At 70.2% G+C, this 24,584-nt stretch carries 24 protein-coding genes, 5 tRNA genes and 2 pseudogenes; 15 read left to right on the forward strand and 16 right to left on the reverse strand.

Annotated elements, in window-relative coordinates; all coding sequences use genetic code 11:
• Positions 1–1,043: 1,043 nt before the first annotated feature.
• The 3 genes and pseudogenes from V5E28_RS37315 to V5E28_RS37325 form a co-directional block, all read right to left on the reverse strand.
• A pseudogene (locus tag V5E28_RS37315) lies at positions 1,044–1,190 on the reverse strand (IS5/IS1182 family transposase); the annotation flags it as partial.
• Between the two features lie 35 nt (positions 1,191–1,225).
• Positions 1,226–2,053, reverse strand: coding sequence for a protein phosphatase 2C domain-containing protein (locus V5E28_RS37320; protein WP_336214135.1), 828 nt, complete (start codon positions 2,051–2,053; stop codon positions 1,226–1,228).
• A 513-nt stretch (positions 2,054–2,566) separates the two neighbouring features.
• Entirely contained in the window at positions 2,567–3,121 is a 555-nt protein-coding gene (locus V5E28_RS37325; protein ID WP_336214137.1) for a YceI family protein, read from the reverse strand.
• A gap of 399 nt (positions 3,122–3,520) precedes the next feature.
• On the opposite strand from V5E28_RS37325, the gene V5E28_RS37330 reads away from it, so the two are divergent.
• The 4 genes from V5E28_RS37330 to V5E28_RS37345 all read left to right on the forward strand — a co-directional run bounded on the left by V5E28_RS37330 (position 3,521) and on the right by V5E28_RS37345 (position 5,944).
• Positions 3,521–3,706 carry a hypothetical protein gene (locus V5E28_RS37330; protein ID WP_336214139.1) on the forward strand — a complete coding sequence of 62 codons (186 nt, stop codon included), beginning with the start codon at positions 3,521–3,523 and terminating at the stop codon, positions 3,704–3,706.
• Between the two features lie 126 nt (positions 3,707–3,832).
• Entirely contained in the window at positions 3,833–4,402 is a 570-nt protein-coding gene (locus tag V5E28_RS37335; RefSeq protein WP_336214302.1) for an MFS transporter, read from the forward strand.
• 13 nt (positions 4,403–4,415) lie between these two features.
• Positions 4,416–4,562 (forward strand): hypothetical protein, encoded by a 147-nt coding sequence (locus V5E28_RS37340; RefSeq protein WP_336214141.1) that lies wholly within the window; start codon positions 4,416–4,418, stop codon positions 4,560–4,562.
• A gap of 155 nt (positions 4,563–4,717) precedes the next feature.
• Entirely contained in the window at positions 4,718–5,944 is a 1,227-nt protein-coding gene (locus V5E28_RS37345) for an IS701 family transposase (protein WP_336214303.1), read from the forward strand.
• 113 nt (positions 5,945–6,057) lie between these two features.
• Here the strand turns inward: V5E28_RS37345 and V5E28_RS37350 are convergent, their stop codons facing one another.
• A complete protein-coding gene (locus tag V5E28_RS37350; protein ID WP_336214143.1) occupies positions 6,058–6,492 on the reverse strand; it encodes a hypothetical protein in 435 nt (144 codons plus the stop codon).
• A gap of 584 nt (positions 6,493–7,076) precedes the next feature.
• Positions 7,077–7,151: transfer RNA gene (locus V5E28_RS37355), tRNA-Val, on the reverse strand.
• Positions 7,152–7,584: 433 nt separating this feature from the next.
• On the opposite strand from V5E28_RS37355, the gene V5E28_RS37360 reads away from it, so the two are divergent.
• On the forward strand, positions 7,585–8,001 hold the full coding sequence (locus tag V5E28_RS37360; protein ID WP_189143653.1) for an SsgA family sporulation/cell division regulator: 417 nt from the start codon (positions 7,585–7,587) through the stop codon (positions 7,999–8,001).
• A gap of 11 nt (positions 8,002–8,012) precedes the next feature.
• On the opposite strand, the gene V5E28_RS37365 is transcribed toward V5E28_RS37360, so the two are convergent.
• Positions 8,013–8,549, reverse strand: a complete 537-nt coding sequence (locus tag V5E28_RS37365; RefSeq protein WP_336214145.1) for a DUF305 domain-containing protein — start codon at positions 8,547–8,549, stop codon at positions 8,013–8,015.
• A gap of 298 nt (positions 8,550–8,847) precedes the next feature.
• On the opposite strand from V5E28_RS37365, the gene V5E28_RS37370 reads away from it, so the two are divergent.
• Positions 8,848–10,071, forward strand: coding sequence for an LVIVD repeat-containing protein (locus V5E28_RS37370; RefSeq protein ID WP_336214147.1), 1,224 nt, complete (start codon positions 8,848–8,850; stop codon positions 10,069–10,071).
• 7 nt (positions 10,072–10,078) lie between these two features.
• Here the strand turns inward: V5E28_RS37370 and V5E28_RS37375 are convergent, their stop codons facing one another.
• From V5E28_RS37375 to V5E28_RS37390, 4 genes are read right to left on the reverse strand one after another with little or no spacing between them, the layout of a single operon-like run.
• Positions 10,079–11,740, reverse strand: a complete 1,662-nt coding sequence (locus V5E28_RS37375; RefSeq protein WP_336214148.1) for a serine/threonine-protein kinase — start codon at positions 11,738–11,740, stop codon at positions 10,079–10,081.
• A 5-nt stretch (positions 11,741–11,745) separates the two neighbouring features.
• Positions 11,746–12,576: an aminotransferase class IV gene (locus tag V5E28_RS37380; protein WP_336214149.1), complete on the reverse strand. Its 831-nt coding sequence runs from the start codon at positions 12,574–12,576 to the stop codon at positions 11,746–11,748.
• A complete protein-coding gene (locus V5E28_RS37385) occupies positions 12,576–13,586 on the reverse strand; it encodes a chorismate-binding protein (RefSeq protein WP_336214150.1) in 1,011 nt (336 codons plus the stop codon). Before V5E28_RS37385 ends, V5E28_RS37380 begins: the two co-directional genes overlap by 1 nt.
• A complete protein-coding gene (locus V5E28_RS37390; RefSeq protein WP_336214151.1) occupies positions 13,553–14,470 on the reverse strand; it encodes a LysR family transcriptional regulator in 918 nt (305 codons plus the stop codon). The genes V5E28_RS37385 and V5E28_RS37390 overlap by 34 nt, the downstream gene beginning before the upstream one ends.
• A 58-nt stretch (positions 14,471–14,528) precedes the next feature.
• Here V5E28_RS37390 and V5E28_RS37395 point away from each other — a divergent pair, with 58 nt between their 5' ends.
• Positions 14,529–15,695: a Rid family hydrolase gene (locus tag V5E28_RS37395; RefSeq protein WP_336214152.1), complete on the forward strand. Its 1,167-nt coding sequence runs from the start codon at positions 14,529–14,531 to the stop codon at positions 15,693–15,695.
• Here the strand turns inward: V5E28_RS37395 and hutH are convergent.
• The 3 genes from hutH to V5E28_RS37410 are packed head-to-tail and all read right to left on the reverse strand — an operon-like array spanning position 15,692 to position 18,479.
• Positions 15,692–17,242, reverse strand: a complete 1,551-nt coding sequence (gene hutH / locus V5E28_RS37400) for a histidine ammonia-lyase (protein WP_336214154.1) — start codon at positions 17,240–17,242, stop codon at positions 15,692–15,694. The genes V5E28_RS37395 and hutH overlap by 4 nt on opposite strands.
• A 15-nt stretch (positions 17,243–17,257) precedes the next feature.
• Positions 17,258–17,980, reverse strand: a complete 723-nt coding sequence (locus tag V5E28_RS37405) for an ArsR/SmtB family transcription factor (protein WP_336214155.1) — start codon at positions 17,978–17,980, stop codon at positions 17,258–17,260.
• A gap of 43 nt (positions 17,981–18,023) precedes the next feature.
• Positions 18,024–18,479, reverse strand: a complete 456-nt coding sequence (locus V5E28_RS37410; protein ID WP_336214157.1) for a DUF4383 domain-containing protein — start codon at positions 18,477–18,479, stop codon at positions 18,024–18,026.
• 108 nt (positions 18,480–18,587) lie between these two features.
• On the opposite strand from V5E28_RS37410, the gene V5E28_RS37415 reads away from it, so the two are divergent.
• From V5E28_RS37415 to V5E28_RS37445, 7 genes are all read left to right on the forward strand, one after another.
• Positions 18,588–19,322 (forward strand): SDR family oxidoreductase, encoded by a 735-nt coding sequence (locus V5E28_RS37415; RefSeq protein ID WP_336214159.1) that lies wholly within the window; start codon positions 18,588–18,590, stop codon positions 19,320–19,322.
• A gap of 167 nt (positions 19,323–19,489) precedes the next feature.
• The gene (locus V5E28_RS37420) at positions 19,490–19,957 is read left to right on the forward strand and encodes a hypothetical protein (protein ID WP_336214161.1); all 468 of its coding nucleotides are present in this window, start codon (positions 19,490–19,492) and stop codon (positions 19,955–19,957) included.
• A 36-nt stretch (positions 19,958–19,993) separates the two neighbouring features.
• Positions 19,994–20,065: transfer RNA gene (locus tag V5E28_RS37425), tRNA-Gly, on the forward strand.
• Positions 20,066–20,084: 19 nt separating this feature from the next.
• Positions 20,085–20,159, forward strand: a tRNA-Val gene (locus V5E28_RS37430).
• Positions 20,160–20,642: 483 nt separating this feature from the next.
• Positions 20,643–22,064: a hypothetical protein gene (locus tag V5E28_RS37435; RefSeq protein ID WP_336214163.1), complete on the forward strand. Its 1,422-nt coding sequence runs from the start codon at positions 20,643–20,645 to the stop codon at positions 22,062–22,064.
• A gap of 73 nt (positions 22,065–22,137) precedes the next feature.
• A tRNA-Lys gene (locus tag V5E28_RS37440) sits at positions 22,138–22,210 on the forward strand.
• 17 nt (positions 22,211–22,227) lie between these two features.
• Positions 22,228–22,302, forward strand: a tRNA-Pro gene (locus V5E28_RS37445).
• A gap of 24 nt (positions 22,303–22,326) precedes the next feature.
• Here V5E28_RS37445 and V5E28_RS37450 read toward each other — a convergent pair.
• The 3 genes and pseudogenes from V5E28_RS37450 to V5E28_RS49760 form a co-directional block, all read right to left on the reverse strand.
• A complete protein-coding gene (locus V5E28_RS37450) occupies positions 22,327–22,722 on the reverse strand; it encodes a PASTA domain-containing protein (RefSeq protein ID WP_336214165.1) in 396 nt (131 codons plus the stop codon).
• 115 nt (positions 22,723–22,837) lie between these two features.
• A pseudogene (locus tag V5E28_RS37455) lies at positions 22,838–23,377 on the reverse strand (amidohydrolase family protein); the annotation flags it as partial.
• A gap of 78 nt (positions 23,378–23,455) precedes the next feature.
• Positions 23,456–23,743 (reverse strand): iron-sulfur cluster assembly protein, encoded by a 288-nt coding sequence (locus tag V5E28_RS49760; RefSeq protein ID WP_442945930.1) that lies wholly within the window; start codon positions 23,741–23,743, stop codon positions 23,456–23,458.
• 87 nt (positions 23,744–23,830) lie between these two features.
• Between V5E28_RS49760 and V5E28_RS37460 the strand changes: the two genes are divergently transcribed.
• A complete protein-coding gene (locus tag V5E28_RS37460) occupies positions 23,831–24,580 on the forward strand; it encodes an IclR family transcriptional regulator (RefSeq protein ID WP_336214167.1) in 750 nt (249 codons plus the stop codon).
• Positions 24,581–24,584 lie beyond the last annotated feature (4 nt).

The raw sequence follows: 24,584 nt of genomic DNA on the forward strand, positions 1-24,584 counted from the left end.
GTGAGTGTCGCTCCCGTCGTTCCCAGTACGGCGCCGATTGCAGCGAGCGATCGGTCGGACGAGTCGGTTTTTGACGGGCTCTTCGCCTGACGCCTCGATCGCGCGTCTTTCCTTTAGTAGAAAGTCGACCGCCTGAGCCTGATGGATTGACCTCGGCCTCTTGATAGGGCGTCCATTCTTTACCTGCTGAGTGCGAACGGCCACGCCCACATCGCCATCACCGCCGACGTCTACGCCCACGTCCGACTCCGCCTCCAGCGCGACGCCATCGAACCATGCCGGGGGCTCTCGGTGACGAGCCGGAGACGTAGCCGTCAGAAAAAGATCACGACCGCTGTAGCCGTCAACAGCCGAGAATCCCTCGCAGGAATTGAACCCATCGGGGGATTCTTTATGTATCAAAGAAGGCTTCCGAGCCTCAACGCATTAGCTAGTCAAGCATCTCAGGCCGAAACCAATCCTGCTTTCTCAGCCATTCGATGTAGCGCCCATGGATGCGCAGAAGACCATTCGGGCCGGCTCGCTCCTCGAAAAACTCATCCAAGAGTCCGAAGAGCCGTGCGCTTCTGGTTCCCGCCGCTGCTTCGCCTGGAGATTCATCTTTGATAGCTCTCGCTATTAGAGCTGGCCACGCGAGATTATTTCCACCGCCAGTGCGGACAATAAGCCATTCCCGGAGACCGCAGAGGACACCCCCTTCGGTGGCCGCGTCGAACCCGAGGACGAAGGCTACGGCGCCCTCATAGGATCCGTCCAGGCCATGGACGTGAGGCCGATGTGCGACCGACTGGAAGAGTGCTCGATGATCCATCTACACACCTCCTCAGAACGGGAACTCGTTCGGATATAGATCCTTCCACAAGGACTCCAGGATCTGAGCCGTGCCCGTCAGGTCGAACAGGTGGCGCGGGGACGCTGGCGCGCCCTCCCAGAGGTACACGATCCGTAATCGTCCGCGTCCACCATCCGCGTCCGTCCGCGCGTCTGCGCGTGTAGTGGACGCGACAGACGCGGACGGACGAACGAACGAACGGACAATCACACTTGGCGATCGTGGGATAGGTACGGCTGGCTTGGGTGAGCAGGGTCTTGCCGATGGCGTTGTCGGACAGATCGGCGACGACGGTGATGGCCAGGAGTAGGCCGAGGTTGTCGGTCAGGATTCCCCGCTTGCGGCCGACGATCTTCTTGCCAGGCCTTGGCTAGGGACGGCCGAGGCCGTTCATCACAGCTCGGCGCCTTCCACGTAGATGGCTGCGATATCGTCGTGCCGCTTCGCACGCGGCCAACGCTCACCCTTAGGGTCCTCTGCTTCGGCCTCCCGCACCTGGTCGAAAAGTCGGCCGGGCGTGGCCGACCCGAGAATGTCGAAAAGGTCGGTCCACAAGCCAAGCCCGAACTCCACGAACCGCGTCGCACCGTCAGACAGCAGCGAGATGCGCCGCACTTCTGCGGATGGCAGTGTTCCGGTCAGCGCCTCGTGGGCGACCTCGGGGACGGTGCCGACGCAAGGGTAGCCGCCGGGCTTGTTCCTCATCCGCCGCTGGTGCTCGACGAACCGGATGCGCGCCGCCTGGTGCTCAGGCATCCCTGTGGGTGAGGCTGCCATGGCCTTCCTCAGGTCGGCGCCCACCTGGTCGATGCGCTTGTCTGAGACAGCGACGATCTCGCCGTTGACGTCGGCGACGAAGGTGGAGTCGCCGAGCACCAGGTATTCCACCGTGTCGGCCATGTGCCGCACCATGACCACCGTGCTGGACGGCGTACCGGGATGGTCAAGGTCGCAGGAGTAGTCGCGGTGCTCGTCGGTGACCGTGGCGATGGCCCGTTGCAGTGCGCTCTTCAGCCCGATCATCGGGTTGCGCATGTGGGCCATGGCGGCGTCAGCCAGCTGGGCGACATACCAAGGTGTGCCGTGGCGGCAGCCGGTGGGAAGTTCCGATGGTCCGCCGGCGCCGTCGAGCAGGATGGCCTGCGTCAGAGTGCCGCCAGCGGCGGCCACATAGTCCTCGTTCGGCTTGTCGGCGCGGGCAGGCCTGCTGTGGAGGTACAACCGCGCTCCTTCGTCGAGGGACCGAGTCGCTTCAGTTCTCCTGCCATGCGCGGGACACGTCAACTCCTGCTTGCTCAATCACGCGACCGGCGACCCCGCGTAGCTGCTCCGCTTCCTCTCGACGTCAGGCATCACATCCCTGGGCCTAGCCGAAGGCCTCATGCGGCAGGCCGGTCAACCGGCTCGCTGGGGCATACATAACGCCCACGGTGAGCTACGGGCAGCCAGTGAACCCCAACGCGAGTGGTAGTTCAGCGTGGAGACTTCGTCAGCGGGCCTACACAGACTTGATGTCGGTCGCCAGCCGGGCCCAGCACGATGGGTAGCCACGCGGCGGCATGCGCGTCACCGGCTGCGATCCGCTCCCGCAACTCACCCTGCTCGCGCAGTCCGTCAGCAGATGCTCCAAACACTCGGCGGCTTAGGTGTCACTGGCCTCGGCCCGCGCTGCTCAACCGAGCGTGAGCGGTCGCGAATCGCTCGTCCCCCTGCACTTGACGCCCGGCCGCGGGATCACTGCTTCGATACGAGGCCGACGTCGAAGCGCACCTCGGCTTCGTCGCTGACTTTGAGTGCGCCGAACAACGCCGAATAGGGCCGAATCCCCCATCGCGTCTGCACGATGGTCGCAGAGCCGTGTACGCGGCCCTCGGCCAGCGAGGCCTGTACCGCGACGGGTCGTGTGACGCCGACAATGGTGAGATCGCCCTCCACCTGGAACGACTCGGCGGTCCCACCGGCCGTCGTCGATCGGAAGGTGATCGTTGGGTGGCGAGCGGTGTGGAGGATCTTCTCCCGAAGGATCTTCTCGATCTCCCCACGATCGGAATCCGTGAGCGGCTTGACGCCACCGGTTCCTTTTAGGACGTGGAGCGACTCGGCGTCGATCTCCAGGATCACCGAGGAGTTCGCCGGGTCGGCGGTGTCGACCGTGGCGTCGCCGCGCCAACGGGTGACCTCGATGATGAGATCATGGCCGGCCTTCGCGCCCAACCCGGTACGCCTGGTATGGACGAGGAGCCGACCGGACTCGGGTCCCAACGTGTAGCTACCAGCGGTGATGTCCACGTTGCCAGGCTAGCTCGCACCACACGCACTGCCCGAAGGCAGACACGGCTGCCGCGTCCACCTGCCGGAGCCACGGGAGCCGTGGCCCACGGCACAGGGGCCGGGAATCCGCTTGGCCACGTACTTCCTTCTCACCGGACGCAGCCTGCACGGGTTCGCATACGGGCGAGCGGTCCCTGAAGGGGACGGCTGAGCATACGAGGCTGTCACCGCATCGCCACAGCCCAACAGCCAACGATGACTACCTTACGCACAAGATCGCAACGCTCAGTAGTTATCATTGGAGGCTTTCATGCCGTTCCCCCAGCAGCGCACTCTCCTGTCCGTCGCGGCCGGCGCGACGCTCCTCCTCGCCGCCTCCCCGCCCGCCGCCTGGGCGCCGCGCCAGCCGACATCGTCATGCTGTGGAACGCCGTGGACGCCCTGCCCGCCGCGGGCGAGACCCGCGACGGCTACCTACGCTCGGCCTTCCGCCACTGGGTCGACGCCGACCGCGACCGCTGCAACACCCGCCAGGAGGTCCTCATCGCCGAGGCCGTCGAACCACCCCAGGTCGGCGCCGACTGCGCCATCACCGGCGCCTGAGTGCCGATATCGATCCCAGCGCCTCCCAGCTGCTGTGGATCACCGACATCTACGGCTTCCTCATCGCCGGCGCGCTGATCCCCATGGGCGCCCTGGGCTCGCGTCGGCCGGCGGCGGGTCCTGCTGATCGGCGCGGCCACGTTCGGAGCCGCCTCCGTGCTGGCCGCCTACGCCCCCACCGCCGAGACACTGATCGCCGCCCGCGCGCTGCTCGGCCTCGCCGGGGCGGCGCTGGGCCCCTCCACCCTCTCGCTGATCAGCGTCATGTTCCACGACCCGCGGCAAAGCACGACCGCCATCACCATCTGGATGGCCAGCTTCATGGCCGGCGGAGCCGTGGGCCCGCTGGTGGGCGGCGTGATGTTGGAGTACTTCTGGTGGGGATCGGTGTTCCTGGCGGCGGTGCCGGTCATGGTGCTGCTGGTGGCCCTCGGGCCGATCCTGCTGCCTGAGTACCGCGATCCGCAGCCCGCCCGGCTGGACCTGCCGAGCACGGCGATGTCGCTGATGGCGGCGCTGGCGGTGGTGTACGGCATCAAGGAGATGGCCAAGGACGGCTTCACGTGGGTCCCCGCGGCCGCCATCGTCCTTGGACTGGTTGTCGGCGTGCTGTTCGTCCGCCGGCAGCGGCGGCTCACCCAACCGCTGCTGGACCTGTCACTGTTCTCCAACCGGAGCACCGAGACGACCACGTGAGAGGACAATGGGTATGAAGAAAAGCGACGACGCGGAGCTGCACGCCATCGAGGGGCTGGTGGAGGCGTTGGAGCCTCTCGATGACGACACCCACGCGCGGGTGGTCCAGCAACTCATCTCGCGCCACAACGTCACACATCCGTCCAGGCCCATCACCTAGTACTCCAGTGACACTTTGCGATCTTGGGTCTGGAGGTGGCATGAAGACGGCCACCACGTGATCATTCGGAGTTTGTGAAGACATCTGAAGATCGCGTGATGGCCGTGGCCGACACTGTAGACCCCGACGGCTGGATGGTCACCTTCAACGACCTGATGAGCCGGATCGCGGGCAGGTTCGGCCGCATCGAGCCACGCCGCGCCGCCACCGCTTACGTGCGCGGGCTGTTGTCCGGCCTTGACCGCAAGAACTGCTGGAACCTGGCCGAGCACGCCGGGCTGACCGGCCCGCAGACGATGCAACGCCTGCTGCGCACCGCGCGCTGGGACGTCGACGCCGTCCGCGATGACCTGCGCGACTACGTCATCGAGCAGCTCGGCGAGGGCGGAGTACTGATCGTGGATGAGACCGGCTTCCTCAAGAAGGGCGCCCGTTCGGCGGGGGTACAGCGGCAATACACCGGTACGGCGGGCAGGATCGAGAACAGCCAGGTCGGCGTGTTCCTCGCCTACGCCACCCCTCGCGGGCGCACGCTGCTGGACCGGCGGCTCTACCTGCCCCAGCACTCCTGGCTGGCCGACCCCGGCCGATGCGCCGAGGCCGGAGTGCCCGAGCAGGCCACCTTCGCCACCAAGCCCGCCCTGGCCGCCGAAATGATCGCCGCCGCGCTGGATGCCGGACTGGCCGCACGCTGGGTCAGCGGTGACGAGGTCTACGGCCAAGACCCGCGCCTGCGGGCCCTGCTGGAGCGGCGCCACGTCGGCTACGTGCTGGCGATCGCGGGCAACCGGCGGGTGAACCTGGATGGGGCCGACCGCAGCGCGGCCGACATCGCCGCCGACGTGGCCGATCGGCACTGGCACCGCTACCGCGCCGGACAAGGCGCCAAAGGCCCGCGCTGGTATGCCTGGGCATGGGCGTGCATCGAAGCCGAACCGCAGGGATACCGGTGGCTACTGATCCGCCGCAACCTGACCACCGGTGAGCTCGCCTTCTACCGCTGTGGCGCGCCCACACCGATGCCGCTGATGGCCCTGGTGAAGATCGCGGGTGTCCGGTGGGCGGTGGAGGAGTCCTTCCAAGCCGCCAAAGGCCAGGTCGGGCTGGACCACTACCAGGTACGCGGCTGGACGGCCTGGCATCGGCACATCACGCTGGCGATGCTCGCCCTGGCCTTCCTGTCCGCCATCGCCGCCGCCCAGCCGGCCAACACCGACACCGACCGCATTCCGCTGACACTGCCCGAAATCCGCCGGCTGCTGAGCGAACTCGCGCTGACCCGGAGCCGTCCCATCGCGCACGTTCTGCGCTGGTCGAACTGGCGCCGCCGACACCAGGCCACAGCCCGGCGCTGCCACTACCAGCGCAGATCGGAACCATGATCGCGAAGTGTCACTGGAGTACTAGAGCGTGAGAGCCCCGGTCCCGCTCCCCTGCGGGCAGAGGCTTGCCTTCGCGTTTGGGCCCCAGTCCCCCGGACTGGGGCGAGACCAGATTAGGACGCTTCGTCCGGTTTGTATAGATTCCGGGTGCGGCAATATGGCACGGCCCCAACGGCATCGAAGTCGAGCCGATCATCCTCGACGACCGGCCACGCCTCCGCGTCACCCAGACCGTTCACGGGCGCCGCCACCTCCTCGACTACCGCGCCACCGTCTGCCAGGTGGCCCGCCACGTCGATCTCGCCGACCTGGTCGAGATCATCCCGCTCCGCCGCCGCGTTGCCTAGTGCCATCCACCGCCACGTCAGGAGCGGGCCGCCTCCCGCAACGCCTTCTCGGCCGCGATCGGATCGCCGGCCTCCACCCACCACGGGATGATCCCTCATCGCACTCAGGCAGCGCATGCGTTCGTCTCGGGCGTCCTGCCACTCCTGCACGGTCGCTTCTCCGGCCGCTACCGCCACGGATGACGGCAGGCGGTCAGCCACCTGCTGCACTTTGGCATCGGCATGGTCGTGGGCACGCCCCCGCCTCTGTTGTCGCATGTGGACAGCGCTGCATGACAACTCGATCACAGGTTCCGTCGTCTCACTTCTGTCACGTTCCATCCCCCGAACTCACAGGAGCCGCTGTGCTCGCACGTCTCGTTCCCGCCGCCGTCGCCGGGACGGCCCTGCTCGCCACCCTCGCCGCTGCGCCGGCTCAGGCCGCCGCCCCGGCGGTGCAGATCGTGAAGGTCTAGTACGACAGCCCGGCGCCGACCGCCGCTCCAACACCTCCCTCGACGCGGAGTACGTGGTGCTGAAGAACACCACCCGCAAGAGCTTCCAGTCGGGACTGGGTCCTCAGGGACAAGACGGGCTACAAGTACCGCTTCCTTGGCTTCCTGCTGAAGCCCGGCAAGACCGTGACCGTACGCTCCGGCTCGGGGAATGACGGGACGTCCAGCGGGTACTGGAACCGCAGCCAGTACCTGTGGAACAACGAGGGCGACACCGCCGGCACCTATCGGGCGTCGGACCTGAACAAGATCAAAAAGGCCGCCTTCCCGTTTGGGAGGCGGCCTTCGAGCTGGTGGGCGATACTGGGATCGAACCAGTGACCTCTTCGGTGTGAACGAAGCGCTCTCCCCCTGAGCTAATCGCCCAGCCCTGCCAGCTCCTCGCGGTGCCGACGGAGAAAACCATACCGCATCGCGGGACCCGGTGGCGAAACGGCGAGGGCGGTCGGGGTGGATGATTCGGGTTAAAGGCGGCGGTTGCCCACCGGTGTAGCGGCCGGGTGGCATACCATCGTCCTGTCCCGGGTAGACGCCGATCGTGATCCATGTTGAGAACGTTCTTGGAGCCTCGCGGGACCAGGCTCCGCAACACGCAAAACCCTTGCAAATACGACCCGATTGATGCCGTTTAGCCAGGTAGATGCCTAAATGTCCAGCTGTGAGTTGCGTTACAGAAGGGCCTCGGAGCGGAATCTTTCCTACAGGTTTCTTCGTTCCGCGTCATAGCTCATGGACCGAAGTCCGCAAGAGCAGTGAAAGCCCCGTAGAGGGGACCTACGACGAAAAGGTTTGGCTGACGATGAACAGCACCACCGTCTCCGCCGAGCTTGGCCTTCGGCTTGTGGTCCCCGACCGTACTACCGTCCCCCTGCTCGCCGGACTGAGCTACACAGCCGACGATCCGTACGCCATCCGCATGGCTTTCCACGTAGGGAACGACGAACCGGTCGAGTGGATCTTCGCCCGCGAACTGCTGACTGTGGGCATCGTGAGGCGCGTCGGCGACGGCGACGTACAGGTGTGGCCCGCGCGCGCCGACGGCGAGCGCACGCTGCACATCAGTTTGACCTCCCCGTTCGGGCAGGCGTTGTTCGAGGTGCCGCTGGCTCCGCTGACGGAGTTCCTGCACAGGACGTACGAGAAGGTGCCCGCGGGCCGGGAGGCCGACTACATGGATCTGGACGCGGAGTTGACCAACATGCTCTGGCCCTCCTAGAGCGTCCTCCTTCAGCCGGGCAGCCCGTCCAGGGTCTCGCGCATCCTGGTGATCTCGATGCTCTGGCCGGCGGCCACATCCCTGGCCATCAGGCGCATCCGCTGGTCCCGGCCGCCCGCGATCTGTTCCCCCGCCATCTTCACCGCGCCCTCGTGGTGCCTGATCATGAGCTCCAGGAACATCCGGTCGAAGGCCGCGCCCCTGGCCGCGCGCAGGGCCGTCAGCTGTGCCTCCGTCGCCATGCCGTAGCCGTCCTCGCCGTGCGCGTGGGTGCCGGGGACGGGGCGGCCGACGGTCGTCAGCCAGTCCGACATGACCTTGATCTCGGGCTGCTGGGTGAGTGCGATCTGGTCGGCGATGGTGCGGATCGACCGGGTGGTGGTGCGGTTCGGCGCCAGGCCGGTCATCTCCAGGGCCTGCCGGTGGTGCGGGATCATGCCTTCGGCGAAGCGCACGTCGGCCGCCGCCGGGGTCGCCGGGAGTCGTCCCACCCGCTCGCCGGGTGTCGCCGTCCGGCCCGTCTCCCCCGGTCCCTTCGGGACGATCACGGGCGCGTCGGTGCCCACCGCTGACGGCCGCTCCGGCTCCTGCCCGCATCCCGATAGCGCAGATATCAGCAGAACTGTGACAAATAGCGCGCGCACTCGGGACGTCTCTGGCATACCTTCCATACTGAGCTATGCGACGAGGGGGACAGGCGTGATCTTCGGCAGGCTACGTGGGGCAGCTCTGTGTGCGGCCTTTCTGCTGGTGGCCGCGTGTGCGGCGAGCCCGGCCCAACCGACGGCCGCGCCACCGACGCAAGGATCGGACACGCCGTCGAGCAGCCTTCCGCCCGGCGAGGTCATGACCAGTGACAACGTCAAACACGTCGTCAACGTCCCCCCTTCGGCGCCGCTCGACGGCGAGTCCGACTGGAACACCGACCTGGCCTTCCAGGGCGACTACGCGTTCGTGGGCAACTTCGGCGGGTTCTCGATCTTCGACATCAGCGACCCGGCCGCGCCCAGGACGGTGAGCAAGGTGGCCTGCCCGGCCCAGCAGAACGACGTCTCCGTGCACGGGAACCTGCTGATCCTGTCGGTCGACGAGCCGCGCAGCGGCGAGGGCTGCGACTCGACCGAGGACGAGCGCACCTGGGAGGGCCTGCGCATCTTCGACATCAGCGACAAGAAGAGCCCCCAGTACGTCTCCTCCGTGGCCACCGAGTGCGGCTCGCACACGCACACGATGGTGCCCAAGGACGACAAGCTCTACGTGTACGTCTCCTCCCCCGGCCCCGAGCCGGACTCCACGACGTGCCCGCCGCCGCACAAGCTGCTCCAGATCGTGGAAGTCCCGGTGGACGACCCGAAGTCCGCCAGGGTCGTGGCCTCGCCTGACATCCCCATCGAGGGCCAGGAGGGCGGCTCCGGCTGCCACGACATCACCGCCTACCCGGAGAAGAACCTGGCCGCCGGCGCCTGCTTCGGCGACGGCGTGCTGCTGGACATCGCCGACCCGGTGAAGCCCAAGCTGCTGCAGCAGATCAGCGACAAGGAGAACTTCCAGATCTGGCACTCCGCGACGTTCAACAACGACGCGACGAAGGTCCTGTTCGGCGACGAACTGGGCGGCGGCTCCTCGCCGACGTGCGATGGCAAGACGCCGGTCACCAAGGGCGCGAACGCCGTCTACGACCTGACCGACGGCCAGCTGCACAAGCGCGGCTACTTCAAGATCCCGCGCGAGCAGCAGCCGGACGAGAACTGCGTGGCCCACAACGGGTCCCTGCTGCCGGTGCCGGGCAAGGACATCATGGTCCAGGCCTGGTATCAGGGCGGCGTGTCGTTCATCGACTTCACCGACTCCGCCAACCCGAAGGAGATCGGCTTCTTCGAGCGCGGCCCGTTCGAGGGTGAAGAGGGCGGCATCGCCGGCTCCTGGTCGGCCTACTACTACAACGGGTACGTGTATTCGTCCGACATCCGCCTGGGCCTGGACGTCATCGAGATCAACGACCCCCTGACCGACCCGGCCAAGCAGGTCAAGATGGACGACTTCAACGTCCAGACGCAGAAGACCTACTGAGAGCCGGCTACTGGGGCGCCCTTATGGTGCCGGTGCGCCAGCCGCTGTAGGTGGTGGTCCAGGAGGACGTGAGCACGGCCTCCTGGATCGGCGCTCTCCACACCAGCTTGAACGCGCGCGGACGGTCCTGCCCGTCCAGCGTGAGCTGCCAGCTCAGAGTGCTCTGCGCCAGCTCCTCCCTGCTCCAGCCGCCGGCGATCTCGGTCAGGATGTCCTGCAGGCTCTGGGGCACGCCGGTGGCGACGAGGGAGCCAGCGTAGACGCGGCCGTTCGCGCTCAGCTTGGGGGTGAGCGCGACCACGTCGGCGAGGACGCCGACGGAGGACGCCGACGCGACGAAGCGGGCGTGCAGCTCGATCCCGTCCTCGCCCGCGCCCTTGGCCTTGCGCCCGTTGAGGTAGACGCCCTCACGATCGCCCTCGCCGATGACCACGACCTCGTCGTCCCCGCTTGACGTGGTGATGGTCATGGCGAAGTTCACGCTGTTGGCACCGTCCTGGGAGACGGGATCGTAGACGAGCCGGCCCTTGGCGGTGGCGTAGAAGTCGCTCTGGGACAGGCCGCCGTCATGGACGAAGTCGGCCATGGGGGTGACGGCGAGGGCGGCCTGCAGCGCCGCCGCGAGGGGTTGCGGCTGGGCGGGCGGCGGCGTCCCGGCCACGGGCGTCTCGCTGGTGTTCCCAGTCGGTGTCCCGGTGGGCGACAGCGTGCTCGTCGCCGATCGTGAGGCGGTGACCGTCACCGGCCCTCCTGACGCCTGCCGCCACACGATGGCGGCGGTGGCGGCCAGCGCCGCGCTCAGGACTCCCGCCCCGACCAGCAGGTTGCGGCGTGAGACGGAGGCGGGCGCGGCGGCGATGGCGCCCTGCCGCAGCGCCTCGGCCTCCCCTGCCGGCCGGCTCTCGCCCAGCAGGTCGAACAGCACGTCCCTGGCCGCGGGACGGCGCGCCGGATCCTTGTCCAGGCAGCGCAGCACGATGGAGCGCAGCGGCTCGGCCAGGCCGGAAAGGTCGGGCTCGCTGGATAAGATCCGATGGATGGCGGCCGGGATGCTGTCGCCGCCGAACGGCGTGTGGCCCGTCGCCGCGAACACCATCGTGCACCCCCAGGCGAACACGTCTGCGGCGGAGCCGACCGGGCGGTCGCCGAACTGCTCGGGCGCCATGTAACGCGGCGTGCCGACGATCCCGCTGCCGGCGGTGGTGGAGTCGGCGAGCCTGGCGATGCCGAAGTCGATGACGCGCGGCCCGTCGGCGGCCATCAGCACGTTCGCGGGTTTGAAGTCGCGGTGCACCACGCCGGCCCGGTGGATGGCGGTGAGCGCGGTCGCGGTGGCGATGGCCACCCGCGTCAGGGCGGCTCCGCGCAGGGGCGAGACCTGGTGCAGGGTGGGGCCGTCGATGAACTCGCTGACGACATACGGCGGCCGGTGGTCGAGGTCTGCGGCGATGACACGGGCCGTGCAGAACTCGGCGACCTGCCGGGCGGCGGCGAGCTCGCGCTCGAACGACCGGTCGAGGCCGCCGGTCAGCACCTTGATGGCCACGCGCTCGTCGCCGGGCGTCGTGCCCAGGTAGACGATGCCCTGGCCGCCCTCGCCGAGGCGGCCCAGGATGCGATGGTCGCCGAGCCGCTCGGGATCCCCCGGGCGCAGCGGGCCTGCCGGCAACGGGGTCAGGGGTTGAGGTCGGCGGCGGAGCGCTCGGCGAAGACGCGCATGGCCTTGAGGGTGATCGGGCCCGGCGCGACCGGCAGCTCGGTCTCGTCGACGAGCGCGATCGGCTGGATGTCGCGGGTGGTGGAGGTGAGGAACGCCTCCTCGGCGCCGTAGAGCGCCTGCAGCGGCACGTCCGTCTCGTCGGCCCCGAACCACTCGGCGACCAGCGCCCGGGTGACGCCCGCCAGGCAGCCGGAGGCGAGGGTAGGGGTGAGCAGCCGACCGTCGCGGACGATGAAGATGTTGGAGCCGGTGCCTTCGCACAGGTCGCCGGCGAGGTTGCCGAAGATGGCCTCGCCGCCGCCGCGCGCCTTGGCGTAGGCGAGGGCCTTGGCGTTGTCGCCGTAGGAGGTGCTCTTGACGCCGGACAGGGCGCCTCGCTCGTTGCGGGGCCAGGGGACGACCGTGACGTTCGCGGCTGCGGGGAACGGCTTCTGCTCGTCGACGATCACGACCGAGGTGGTGCCCTGGTCGCCGCGGTCGGAGCCGAGCGGGCCCGGGCCGCTGGTGTAGGTGATGCGGATGCGGCCGAGCGGCCAGTCGGGCGCGGCGGCCAGGCACTGGCCGATGCCGTCGGCGATCGCGTCGACGTCGGGCTCGGGCAGGTCCATGCGCTGGGCGGAGAGCTTGAGCCGGTCGAGATGCCTGGTGAGGGCGAACGACCTGCCGTGCACGATCTTCACCGTCTCGAAGACGCCGTCGCCGACCATCAGCCCGTGGTCGAACACCGAGACGGTGGCCCGTGCGGGGTCGAGCAGCTCCCCGTTTACCCAGACAGGGATGTTCATCAATTTCCTCCTGAGGATGCCAGTGCTATGAGCCTGGACGCTTTGAGCTCGGTTTCGAGCCACTCCCGCCTGGGGTCGCTGCCCCAGGTGATGCCTGCTCCGGTGCCGAAGCGGATCTCGCCGCCGCTGATCCAGAACGTCCGGATGCCCACGGCCAGCGCGCCCGTGCCACGGTCGGCGTCGACCCAGCCCACTGCCCCACAGTAGGGGCCGCGCGGCTCGGGTTCGAGCTCATCGATGATGCGCAGCGCCGACGACTTGGGGGCGCCGGTCACCGAGCCCGGCGGGAACGTGGCGGCGAACAGCTCCGGCCATCCGGCCCCCGGCTCGAGCCTGGCCCGGACGGTGGACACGAGATGGACCAGGCCGGGGTGCTCCTCGACGGCGCAGAGCTCGGGAACCTCGACGGAGCCGACGGCCGCGACCCTGCCGAGATCGTTGCGCACCAGATCGACGATCATGACGTTTTCAGCGTAGTCCTTCTCCAGCAGGTCGCCGGCCGTGACGCCGGTGCCCTTGATCGGCCTGGACTCGACCAGGTCGCCGTCGCGCGACAGGTAGAGCTCCGGCGAGGCCGACACCACGGAGAGCCCGGGCACCTGGATGACGGCGGAGTAGGGGGCCGGATTGCCGGTCGCGAGCCGCGCGGCCAGCGCCAGCGGATCGGCGTCGCGGGCGACGGGCGCGGTCAGCACCCGGCACAGGTTGGCCTGGTAGACCTCTCCGCGCTCGATCTCGTCGCGGATGGCCTGGACGCCGCGCTCGTAGGCCGCCTGGTCGAGGGAGCTGCGCCACTCGCCGGGGCGCGGGCCGTGCCAGGCGCCTCGCGGCCGGGGCAGCGGGGCACGACGAACCTGGTCGAAGCGGGCGCACGTCACCTTGCCCTCGAAGTCGACCACGACAGCCCACCAGCCCTCGCCGTCGAGCGCGGCGAGGTCGCTCGTCACGTCCCGCAGGCCGGTGGCGAGCCGGTGACTCAGGTGCGCGTAGCCGTCGTACACACCTGCCATTCTCCCAGCATTCCGGTGAGCTCCAGCGCGGCCGGCAGCGGCAGGTCCGGAAGGGCCGCGTACACCCTGCGTACGGGCATCTGGCCGCGCAGCGGCCGGAGCACCAGGTCGGCCGGCACGGCGCGGGCCGCCAGCCCGGGCACGAGCGTGACGCCGAGCCCGGCGGCGACGCAGCCGAACTTGCCCGACCACTCGGCCACCCGCAGCCCGCTGCGGGGCGTGAACCCGGCGGCGGCGCAGGCGGTCTGGAGCAGGGTCGGCTGGCCGCGCGGCGCCGCCTCGATCCACCGCTCACCGGCGAGGTCGCGCAGGTCCACGGCGTCGTCGGCGGCCAGCCGGTGCCCGCGCGGCAGCGCGACCAGCAGGTTGTCCTCGCCCAGCGGCACGATCCGCCCTCCGGCGGCGGGCAGCCCGGCCGGGTAGTCGCTGATCACCGCGAGGTCCAGCGCCCCGGCCTGCAGCCGGTCGGTCAGCCGTGGGCTGAGCCCTTCGACGAGCCGCAGCTCGACGCGCGGATGCCGCTCGGCGAACCGTTTCAGGGCGGCCGGCACCAGGTCCACGTTGGCGGTGGCGAACGCGCCGACGCGCAGCGTCCCGCCGCTGCCGGCGTGGATGGCGGCCAGCTCCTCGCCCGCGCGGTCGAGCCGGTCGAGCACCTCGGCCGCGTGCCTCCGCAGCGCGACTCCGGCGGGCGTGAGACGTACACCTCTGGCCAGCCGCTCGAAGAGCGGCCCGCCCGCGGCGCGTTCGAGCGCGGCGACGCGGCGGGAGACCGCCGACTGGGTATAGCCGAGCAGCTCGGCTGCGGCCGTGAAGGATCCGCTCCTGGCGACCTCGTCGAAGAGGCGCAGGGCGCTGGCATCGAAGGCATTCACATCAGGCATGGCTGACATGCAGGATAGTCGCTGGTGGAATACCACGCATTCCGCTTCACTGTGGGACGTGATTGCATTTCTCGGACAGGGACGCATGGGCGTCCCCATGGCCCGGCGGCTCAGCGAGGCCGGGCACAAGACGACGACGTGGCGGCGCGGCACCGGGGTCACCCCCGCGGCGGCGGTGGACGGGGCCGACCTGGTCATCACGATGCTGCGGGACCCGGCGGCGGTGCGCGAGGTGCTGGCGTCGGCGCTGCCGGGGCTGCGGCCCGGCGTGACGGTGGTGGAGATGTCCACGATCGGCCCCGAGGCCGTGCACGAGCTGCGCGAGCTGCTGCCCCCGGAGGTGAATCTGGTGGACGCGCCCGTGCTGGGCAGCGTCGCCCCTGCGGCGGACGGCACCCTGACGGTGCTCGCGGGCGGTGACGTGTCGGGCTGCCGCGAGGTGCTCGAGGTGTTCGGGACGGTGCGCGAGCTCGGCCCGCTGGGCGCGGGCGCGGCGATGAAGATCGCCGTCATGAGCGCGCTCGTGCCCGCCCAGGTGCTGCTCGCGGAGACCTTCGCGTACGGCCAGGCGCACGGGATCGATCGAGACGCGCTGGCCGACGTGCTGTCGGGCACCCCGCTCGGGGCGTTGGCGGAGCGCCTGCGGGCGCCCGCGCCGGAGACCCGTTACGCGCTCGGCCTGGCGGCCAAGGACCTCGGCCTGGCCGCCTGGCCGGGCGCCTCGCTGGCGGGCGCCGCTAGCGAGCGCCTGCGGGAGGCCGAGGCGGCGGGCCTGGGCGAGCGCGACGTGACGGCCATCGCCGAGCACGTGAGCCCCGCGCCGCCGAAGAGCCGGGCGGTCCCGCTCAACCCGCCGACGGTCCCGGCCACCAACGGCTTCTACTCGCACGCGGTGCGGGTCGGCGACATGCTCTACGTGTCCGGCCAGGCGGCCTTCGACGAGCAGGGCGAGCTGGTCGGTGAGGGCTCCATGACGGCCCAGGCCGAGCATGTCTTCGGGTGCCTGTCGCGCATCCTGGCCGACCAGGGCGCCACGTTCGACGACATCGCCTTCCTGCGCACGTACCTCGTCGACATGGACCAGCGCATGGAGTACGGGCAGGTCCGCAGGAAGTACATCACCGGCACGCCGCCCGCGAGCACGACGGTGGAGGTGTCGCGGCTGTTCATGCCCGGTCTGCTGCTGGAGATGGACGCGATCGTCGCGCTGCCGGCCGCCCGCTAGGCGAGCGGGCCCGTCACCGACTCGACCGCCTCCACCACCGCGCCGTCGGCGACCAGGCGGACCGCGGAGTCGATCTCCGGTGCGAGGAAGCGATCGGGCCCGGGCCCGGGGACCGTCTCGCGCAGCGCGTCGACCACGGCCGCCGTCGCGGGGGCGGGCGTGAGGGGGCGGCGCAGGTCGAGGGCGCGGGCGGCGGTGAGCACCTCGATCGCCAGCACCCGGGTGAGCCCGTCGACCGACCGGCGCAGCTTGCGGGCGGCCGACCAGCCCATCGAGACGTGGTCCTCCTGCATGGCCGAGCTGGGGATGGAGTCGACGCTGGCGGGGACGGCCAGGCGCTTCAGCTCCGACACGATGGCCGCCTGCGTGTACTGGGCGATCATGTGGCCGGAGTCGACGCCGGGGTCGTCGGCCAGGAAGGCGGGCAGGCCGTGGTTGCGGGCCACGTCGAGGAAGCGGTCGGTGCGGCGCTCGGACATCGAGGCCAGGTCGGCGGCGACGATGGCCAGGAAGTCGAGGACGTAGCCGATGGGGGCGCCGTGGAAGTTGCCGTTGGACTCCACGCGGCCGTCGGCGAGCACGGCCGGGTTGTCGACGGCGCTGGCGAGCTCCCAGGTGGCGACCGTCGTCGCGTGCGCGATCGTGTCGCGGGCCGCCCCGGCGACCTGGGGGGCGCAGCGCAGGGAGTAGGCGTCCTGGACGCGCGTGCAGTTCTCCGGGTCGCGGTGGCTGGCCATGATGCCGGAGCCGGCCAGGATCCGCGTCATGTTCGCGGCCGCGGCCGCCTGGCCGGGGTGCGGGCGCAGCGCCTGGAGCTCGGGGGCGAAGACCCGGTCGGTGCCGAGCAGGGCCTCAACGCTCATCGCGGCGCTGACGTCGGCGGTCCTGACGAGCTTGTTCAGGTCGTCGATGGCCATGACGAGCATGCCGAGCATGCCGTCGGTGCCGTTGATGAGCGCCAGGCCCTCCTTGGCGGCCAGCTCGACCGGGTCGATCCCGGCCTGCTTCAACGCCTCGGCGGCTTCCGTGACGTTTCCCGTGCTGTCCCGTACGACGCCCTCGCCCATGAGGGTGAGGGCGACGTGCGACAGCGGGGCCAGGTCACCCGAGCAGCCCAGGCTGCCGTACTCGTGCACGATCGGCGTGATCCCCGCGCTGAGGACCGCGGCCAGCGTCTTGGCGGTGGTCGGCCTGATGCCGGTGTGGCCGGTCGCCAGGGTGTGCAGGCGCAGCAGCATGAGGGCGCGCACGACCTCGGTCTCCACCTCGGGACCGTTGCCCGCGGCGTGCGAGCGCACCAGCGAGCGCTGCAGCTGCGCACGGAGCGCCGGGTCGATGTGCCGGGTGGCCAGCGCGCCGAATCCGGTCGAGACGCCGTACGCGGGGACCGGGCTCTCGGCCAGCTCGTCCACGCGCTGCCGCGCCGCCGCGACGGCGGCCATCGCGTCGTCCGTGAGCCGCACGGGGGCGCCGTGGCGCGCCACCTTGATGACATCGTCGAAGGTCAGGGGCTCGGGACCGACGTTCACGACTCCGGTGTCGCGCATGTTTGACTCTCCCGCTTAGGTAACTGGCGTATGCGATGTTAGCTCCTTACTGGAGAACAGCGCCGCCAACCCCCTCCTGCCCTCGTCGGTCAGGGTCACCGCGCGAGGCGTCGTCCCCGGCCGGTACCAGTCGCGCTCCAGCAGCACCCCGGTGATCGCCGCGCCGAGCGCGCCGCCGAGGTGGGACCGGCGCTCGGTCCAGTCCAGGCACTCGGGCGCGAACCTGCGCCTGGCCTTCCGCGCGCCCGCCACGTCCACGCCCAGACCCGACAGCAGCCGCTCACCCTCCGCGGTCACCTCCTCGCCGTCCAGGCAGCCGCTCGCCCGCAGCCCGTCGAGCAGCGCCACCCCGGCCCGGCCCGCGAGGTGGTCGTAGCAGGTGCGGGCCTCCTCCAGCAGCCGGGCCTGCCGCGACTGGCGCAGGGACCGCACGGGCGGCCGGCCGCTGACCCTGGCCAGCACCTCCAGCACCTCCGCCACCTCGTGCCCGGCCAGGCGGTAGTAGCGGTGGCGGCCCTGCCGCATCACGTCCACCAGCCCGCCGTCGAGCAGCCGGGCCAGGTGCGCGCTCGCGGTCGCGGCGCTCACCCCGGCCAGCCGGGCCAGCTCCCCCGCGGCCAGCGCGCGCCCGCCGAGCAGCGCCGTCAGGATGGCAGCCCTGGTCGGATCGGCGATCAGCGCCGCCACCGGGGCGATGTCGGCATCACGTGCACTGTGGTCAGCCTGGTCAACAGCCATACCGCGACGTTAACCCAGCCATGTTTGGCCCTGCGCCGAAGCGTCACCGGTGCCGGGCGTGACTCGTCAGGCGGGCCAGCACCGTGCCCAGGAGGATCATGGCGACCCCCAGCACGAAGTGCAGCCAGTTGTCGGCCGTGTTGACCGGCACGAAGTTCGCGCCGCTCCCCTGGTCGATGAACAGTCCGTAGAGCCACAGGACCAGGTAGATGATCCCGCCGCCGATAAGGAACAGCCGCGCGGCGGCGACGGTGCGGGCCATGAGCACGCCCGCGATCCCGAACAGCAGGTGGACGATGTTGTGCAGGATGGACACCTGGAAAACGCCCAGCAGCATCGCCTCGGAGTGGTGGCCGGCGAACTGCATGGTGTCGAAGTTGGTCGTGACGCCCGGGATGAACCCGAGCACTCCGACCAGCAGGAAGACCACACCCACGCAGAGCGCGGCGGTCTGGATGGGCGTCCGTGACGTCCGCGTATGTGACTTCGGGGTGATCATGGGACCCTCTCCCCCCGTAGAGCACGGAAACGGCTCTGACCTGCTACCCCTTTCCGGTCACCGCATGCCCGCTAGGCTGAGGCGCATGTACGGACTTTGGGGTTACTTGTGACATCTGAGGTGAAGGTCGCGCTGGTCACCGGCGCGTCCCGCGGCCTCGGTGCCGCGATCGCGCGACGGCTGGGGGCCGACGGCTGGACCGTCGCGGTCAACTACCACGCCGACTCCGGCGGGGCCGCGCAGGTGACCGGGGACATCCGTGCGGCGGGCGGCCGGGCCGAGGCGTTCGCGGCCGACATCACCGACGAGGCCGCCACGGCGGGACTGGTCGGCCAGGTCGCCGAGCGGCTCGGCCCGGTCGACGCGCTGGTGCTGAACGCGACCGGACCGCAGCCCGAGGTGGCGGTCGAGGACCTGACCTGGCAGGCCCATCTCGACCAGCTCACCTTCTTCGTCAAGAGCCCGACGCTGCTGGTGCAGGCGTGCCTGCCCTCCTGGAAGGCCCGCGGGGGCGGCCGGGTCATCCAGATCGGCTCCGACATCGTCGACCGCGCACTCCCTCTCATGTCCGCATATATCGCGGCAAAGGGGGCCCAGGAGTCCATCACCCGGTCCTGGGCCCGCGAGCTCGGCCCGCACGGCATCACGGTCAACCTGGTCGCCCCCGGCTGGATCCCGGTCGAACGGCACGCCGGCCTGGAGGTCGACGACTACCGGGCCGAGGTCCCACTGCGCCGCATGGGGACGCCCGAGGACGTGGCGGCCATGGTCGCCTACCTCGCCTCCGACCAGGCGGCGTTCATCACCGGCGAACGCATCACGGTCAACGGCGGCCACACCTAACCGTGTCCGGATATTTCCGGACTGGGCGTACGGCCACATTTCACCGTGCCCAGACGTTCCCGAAGCTCGGCGTACGGCCACATTTCACCACGTCCAGGTGCTCCCGAAGCTGGGCGTACGGCCATATTTCGAGCGGGGGTTGAGCGTCGGGCGGCCACGATCACCTCATGACCAACCCCGCACACGCGATCACCGCCGCCGCCGACCGCTGCCTGGCCCTCGCCGAGACCTGGCTCGCCTGGGACGGCCGGCCGGTCGTCACCGACGGCGCGAACATCTGGACCCCCGCCAAGGCCGCCCGCCGCATCTCCGACCACCTCATCGACCACCTGGCCGAGGTGGAGGCCCTGCTGGCGGGCGAGCCGCCGCTCGCGAGCCCGTGGCACGGCCGCACGGTGACGCTGGACTCCGACTGGGCCCGCTTCACCGAGCTCGACATCCACGAGGCCCGCGCCCGCTGGCCCCGCCTCGCCCAGTCGTACGTGCACCGCTACGCCATGGCCCCGGACGCCTGGGACACCCCCCGCGACCCCAACTGGACGCTGCGCGCGATCGCCGAGCACGTCTCCGGGATCACCTGGTACGCCGAACAGGTGGGCGAGATCCGGTTTGGGGACTCGGCCGGAATTCGCTAGAGTTCTCTTCGTCGCCCGACGCACAGCCGGGCGGGCGCGGAAGTGGCTCAGTGGTAGAGCATCACCTTGCCAAGGTGAGGGTCGCGGGTTCGAATCCCGTCTTCCGCTCTGACTCCCGGCTCGACACGGACGATTAGCTCAGCGGGAGAGCGCTTCCCTGACACGGAAGAGGTCACTGGTTCAATCCCAGTATCGTCCACCATAGGTGTCTCACCAGAGCCTCGGCCGCAGAAGGCTGGGGCTGCCGGTGAGGCCGCGTGGTTGCCTGTAGCGCCGCACCCGGTTCCGGATGCGGCGCTGCTGCGTTGTGGGGCCTGTGCGCCGTGGGGGGCGCTACCGGTCATGTCGCCCTTTTCGCGCACCGACGCCGCGTCGATCACCGCTCGCGACCAGTCGATCAAGCCTTGGTCGCCCAGCTCCCGCACGACGGTCGACGGCGGTCAGGGGAATGTCTGACAGGGCCAAGCGTCACCTTGTGCACGTATTCGAGGGACTGACAGCGGAGGACGACGCGGCGCTTGTCATTCCCGTGCACCACTTCCATTTCCAGAGGTTTCACCCCGAGGGGAGCCCCAGCTCACAGAGTCTGGGGCTTCTGTCGTGCGCGGGCCGCCCCGCACCACGCGGAGACAGCGCTCGGAAATCCGGTCGAGATTCGGCGAGCCCGGCGCGGATGATGGGGTGCATGAACATCTTCCGGAAGGAGAAGGACCTCCCGCGAGACGCCGTCCTGGCCGAGCTGCACGCCTCTCTGGACCGGCGCTACCGGCCCGAGGACGTCGCGGATCTGGTGCTGCGGGCAATGGCGGGGCGGCTGACGCGGCGGGAGCGGGTGGTGCTGGAGCGCGCCGCCCGGCACTCGGCCCGCCGTCAGGAGTCGTTCTCCTCCATGCCGGCCGACTTCGCGCAGCCCGTCGGCGGCGCCCGGCAGGTGGCGGCGGCCAACCGGCTGTTCGAGCAGGACCTGCCCGTGGACGCCGACGATCCCGCCGCGCTGCTGGAGTTCGCCGCCGGCACCGGGGAGGCGATCAGGTGGACGCCCGAGCGGGCCGACTTCCTGCGCGACCGGCTGAACCGGGAGGCTCGCGAGGCCGCCGGGCTGGAGCTGTCCAAGCGGCAGTACAACCGCCGTTTCCGGGTGCTGCGCAGGGTCGCGGCCAAGGCCGGGACGCTGGGGACCGAGCAGGACAAGCGGTCCCTGCTGCTGGTCGGGCTGGCCGGGTTCGCGGCGGGCATCCCGTTCGAGCGGTTCGCCGCCGACGTGAACGGGGCCTGCTTCGTCGCCTACTACACCGCGCGCCGCAAGACGCGCCGGGAGTTCGGCCTGTCGGGGCGCGAGAACCCGTTCGACGAGATCGCCGAGATGCTCTACAGGCGCTGCGGCGCTGACGCGGACTGGTGGATGATCGCCCAGGTGCGGGCCACGCCCGACGTGCTGAAGCGGCTTCCGCAGGCGGATCGCGGGCGGCTGCTCGGGCAGTGGTCGGCCGTGATGCGCCGCAGCGCCGAGCTGCTGCGCGCCCGGTGGCAGTCCGGCACCGACCGCGAGACGATGATCGTGCGGCGCGGTGACGACTCCACGACGTGGAACAACCTGGCCGTCGCCTACAACGCCGCCCGCTCCGGCTGGCTCGCCTGCCTGGGGTCGCTGAACGCGCTCGCGCTGCTGGACGCGGCCTGCCCTGGCAAGGTGATGCGGCTGATGGCGGGCGACCTGGCCGCCTGGCATCGAGAAACCGGTGGCGACGTCGAACCCAACACCAGGGTGTGGGCGGCGCTGCCGCTGCCCTGGGAGGTGCTCGACGGCTCGGCGAGCTGCACGCGGGCGGACGTGGAGTCCGCCTGCCTGGCCGCGGGCCTGGATCCGGAGCGGTCCGGCTGGACCGCGCCGGCGCCCAAGCGCGGCGTGGCGGTGTTCCGGCCTACGCCCGAGCTGGTGCACGGGGTCAGCATCGCCGACCCGGTGTGGGCGTCGCTGCTGCGCCGGGCCGGCGTGTTCAGCGGCAAGCACGTCGATCCGGAGCTGGCCGGGGACGCCGCGCACGGGCTCGCGTCCGGCGTCGTGATCAGTGACCTGCCGGTCGTCAAGCCGCCGGCGACGCCGTGAACCGTGACGGTTGCGTGGCGCCGCGGTAAATGCGTGGCGTCATCGCCTCAGGGGCGAGCAGACTGGTCGCGGCCCCGCCGTAGCACAGTGGTAGTGCTCCCGGCTCTTCATCCGGGTGGACGCCGGTTCGAGCCCGGTCGGCGGGGCCGCGACCGGATGGTGTGACCCCCGTAGCTCAGCGGTAGAGCTCCCGGCTCGGGACCGGGTGGACGCCGGTTCGAGCCCGGCCGGCGGGTCACCCATCCGGTTCGCGCACTCGCGGTCAGGGGCAGGGGTGCGACGGCAGCACGTAGACCCATACCGCCACGGCCGTGCCCTGGGGGTAGAGGACGCGCGGACTCGCGCCCACGGTGCCCTTCGGCGACTGCCGCTGGATCTCGCCGATGTGGTTGCAGATGTGGTCGACGACCGAGTTCTGCGTGCCGACGGTGAACCCGTACGTGCTCAGCGTCGCACGGGCCGCGGGCACGCGCAGGCCGCGGACGTCGGGCATTTCGCAGTACCTGACGCCGTTCTGGGTGGCGCAGAGCGGTGCCGCGGCGGTGGAGGTGGCGGTGGCGGCCGCGACCGGCTGAGTGCCGGCGATCACCGCCGCGCCGAGGACGGCTGTCACCACGAGGGGCCGCAGCCAGGCGGGCACGGCTCGGAGAGATTTCACCGTGTGGTCCTTCCTTCCGGGATGGTCGAGCGTCACCTCTCTAGGCGTGCCGTCGCGTTCCACCCCGTTCCACGGTGAGTGAGCCGGTGAGTGAATCGGTGAGTGGGCCGGTGAGCTAGGCGGTGTGCGGGGCCAGGCCGTGCAGGCGCAGCAGGTTCTCGCCGAGGATCTTGCGCTTGGCCTGGTCGGTGAGCTGCGGGTAGCCGTAGCCGTCGCACAGGTCCTGCGGGATCGAGAAGTCCCTGAACGCGCGCAGCGCCCACTGCGGATGGAAGATCGGCGCCTCCGAGCCGTACACGATCTTGTCCTCGCCGCACCAGAAGAGCAGCTTGCCGATGATCTCGGCGAACATCCGGGGCGCGCGCACCACGAAGTTGATCGTGGCCGCCAGCGAGGCGTACAGGTTCGGGTAGCGGATGAGCTGCCAGCAGGTCTCGTCCAGGAACGGCAGGCCCACGTGGAAGATGACGAAGTTGATGTCGGGGAAGTTCGCGGCGGCCCCGTCCATGTCCCAGGTCTGCGTGGCCTCGATCGGCTGCGGCCCGAGCGGCACGCCCTTGTGCACGCCGATGAGGTTGACGCCCAGGTCGCGGCCCTTCTCGAAGATGGGGAGGCTATGCGGAGGTCGTCCATCCGCCACGGGTAGGGGGAGCCGTAGTCGTAGCGGACGTTGTAGAGCTTGAAGGCCCGCGCGTTGTGCTCGCCGACCTGGCGTTCCATGAGGTCGAGGGCTTTACGGCCTTCGAGTGGGTTCACCGAGCCCCAGAAGACGGTCCGGCCGGGGTCGCGGGCCGCGAGTTCGGCGCACTCCTGCCAGGGCGACAGGCCGTCGTGGAAGAGGTCGGTGAGCGGCAGCGGCATGGAGGCCGGAGGTGAGGAGCAGCTCGACCCGCGCCCGTCCGCCGTCCAGCTCGACCGACCTGACCAGGCCCATCTCCACCACCGAGATGCCCTTCTCCCTGCAGCAGGGGTCGTAGACCCCCTCCAGCGCCTGCCTGGCCCACTGCGGTATGTCCGGCATGGCCTCATCGTCGGCCCAGGGTGCCGCCCGGGGTAGCCCGCCCGTTTTCAGATGGCGCACGTGCGTGGGCGGGCGGATGCTGGAGGGATGACCCGCGAAGAACCCAGCGACCTGATCCGCAGCGTCTCGCGCGCGCTGCGCGTGCTGGAACAGGTCGCCCAGTCCGATCGGCCGATGACGGTCAAGGTGATCGCGCGCCGCTGCGGGCTGAAGCTGTCGACGTCCTACCACCTGGTCCGCACGCTGTGTTACGAGGGCTACCTGCACCGGCTGCCCAGCGGCGACTATCTGCTCGGCTCGCAGGTGGCCGAGCGCTTCCACGAGATGCTCGGCGCCTTCCAGCGCCCGCCCCGCGCCGGGGCGGTGCTCAACCACCTGGCCGCCACCACGGGCCACACCGCCTACCTGGCGCGGCTGGCCGACGAGCGGCTGGTGGTCGCCGAGGTGGCCGAGGGGCCGTACTCGCCCTGGCTGGAGGACCTGCAGGCGGGGCTGGAGGCGGCGCCGCACGCGACCGCGCTCGGCAAGGCGCTGCTGCTGACGCTCCCTCCGCGGGGGCGGCGCTCCGTGCTCGGGGAGTCGCGCCTGCCCCGGTTCACCTCCGCGACGCCCGCCACGGCCGACGACGTCGAGGCGGAGCTGTGGGGGCTGCGCCCAGGCCAGGTGGTGGAGGAGCACGGCCAGTTCAGGGAGGAGGTGTCGTGCGCCGGGATCGTGGTCCCCGGCGACGCCCCGGGCGGCCGGTGGGCGGTCGGCATCTCCGCCCTCGGGCTGGAGGTCCCGCCGTGGGCGCCGTCGGTGCTGCGCGAAGCGGCCCGGGACCTGGCCGGGAGTTAGGATC

The organism is Nonomuraea sp. LPB2021202275-12-8 (assembly GCF_037044575.1).
Taxonomy (GTDB): domain Bacteria; phylum Actinomycetota; class Actinomycetes; order Streptosporangiales; family Streptosporangiaceae; genus Nonomuraea.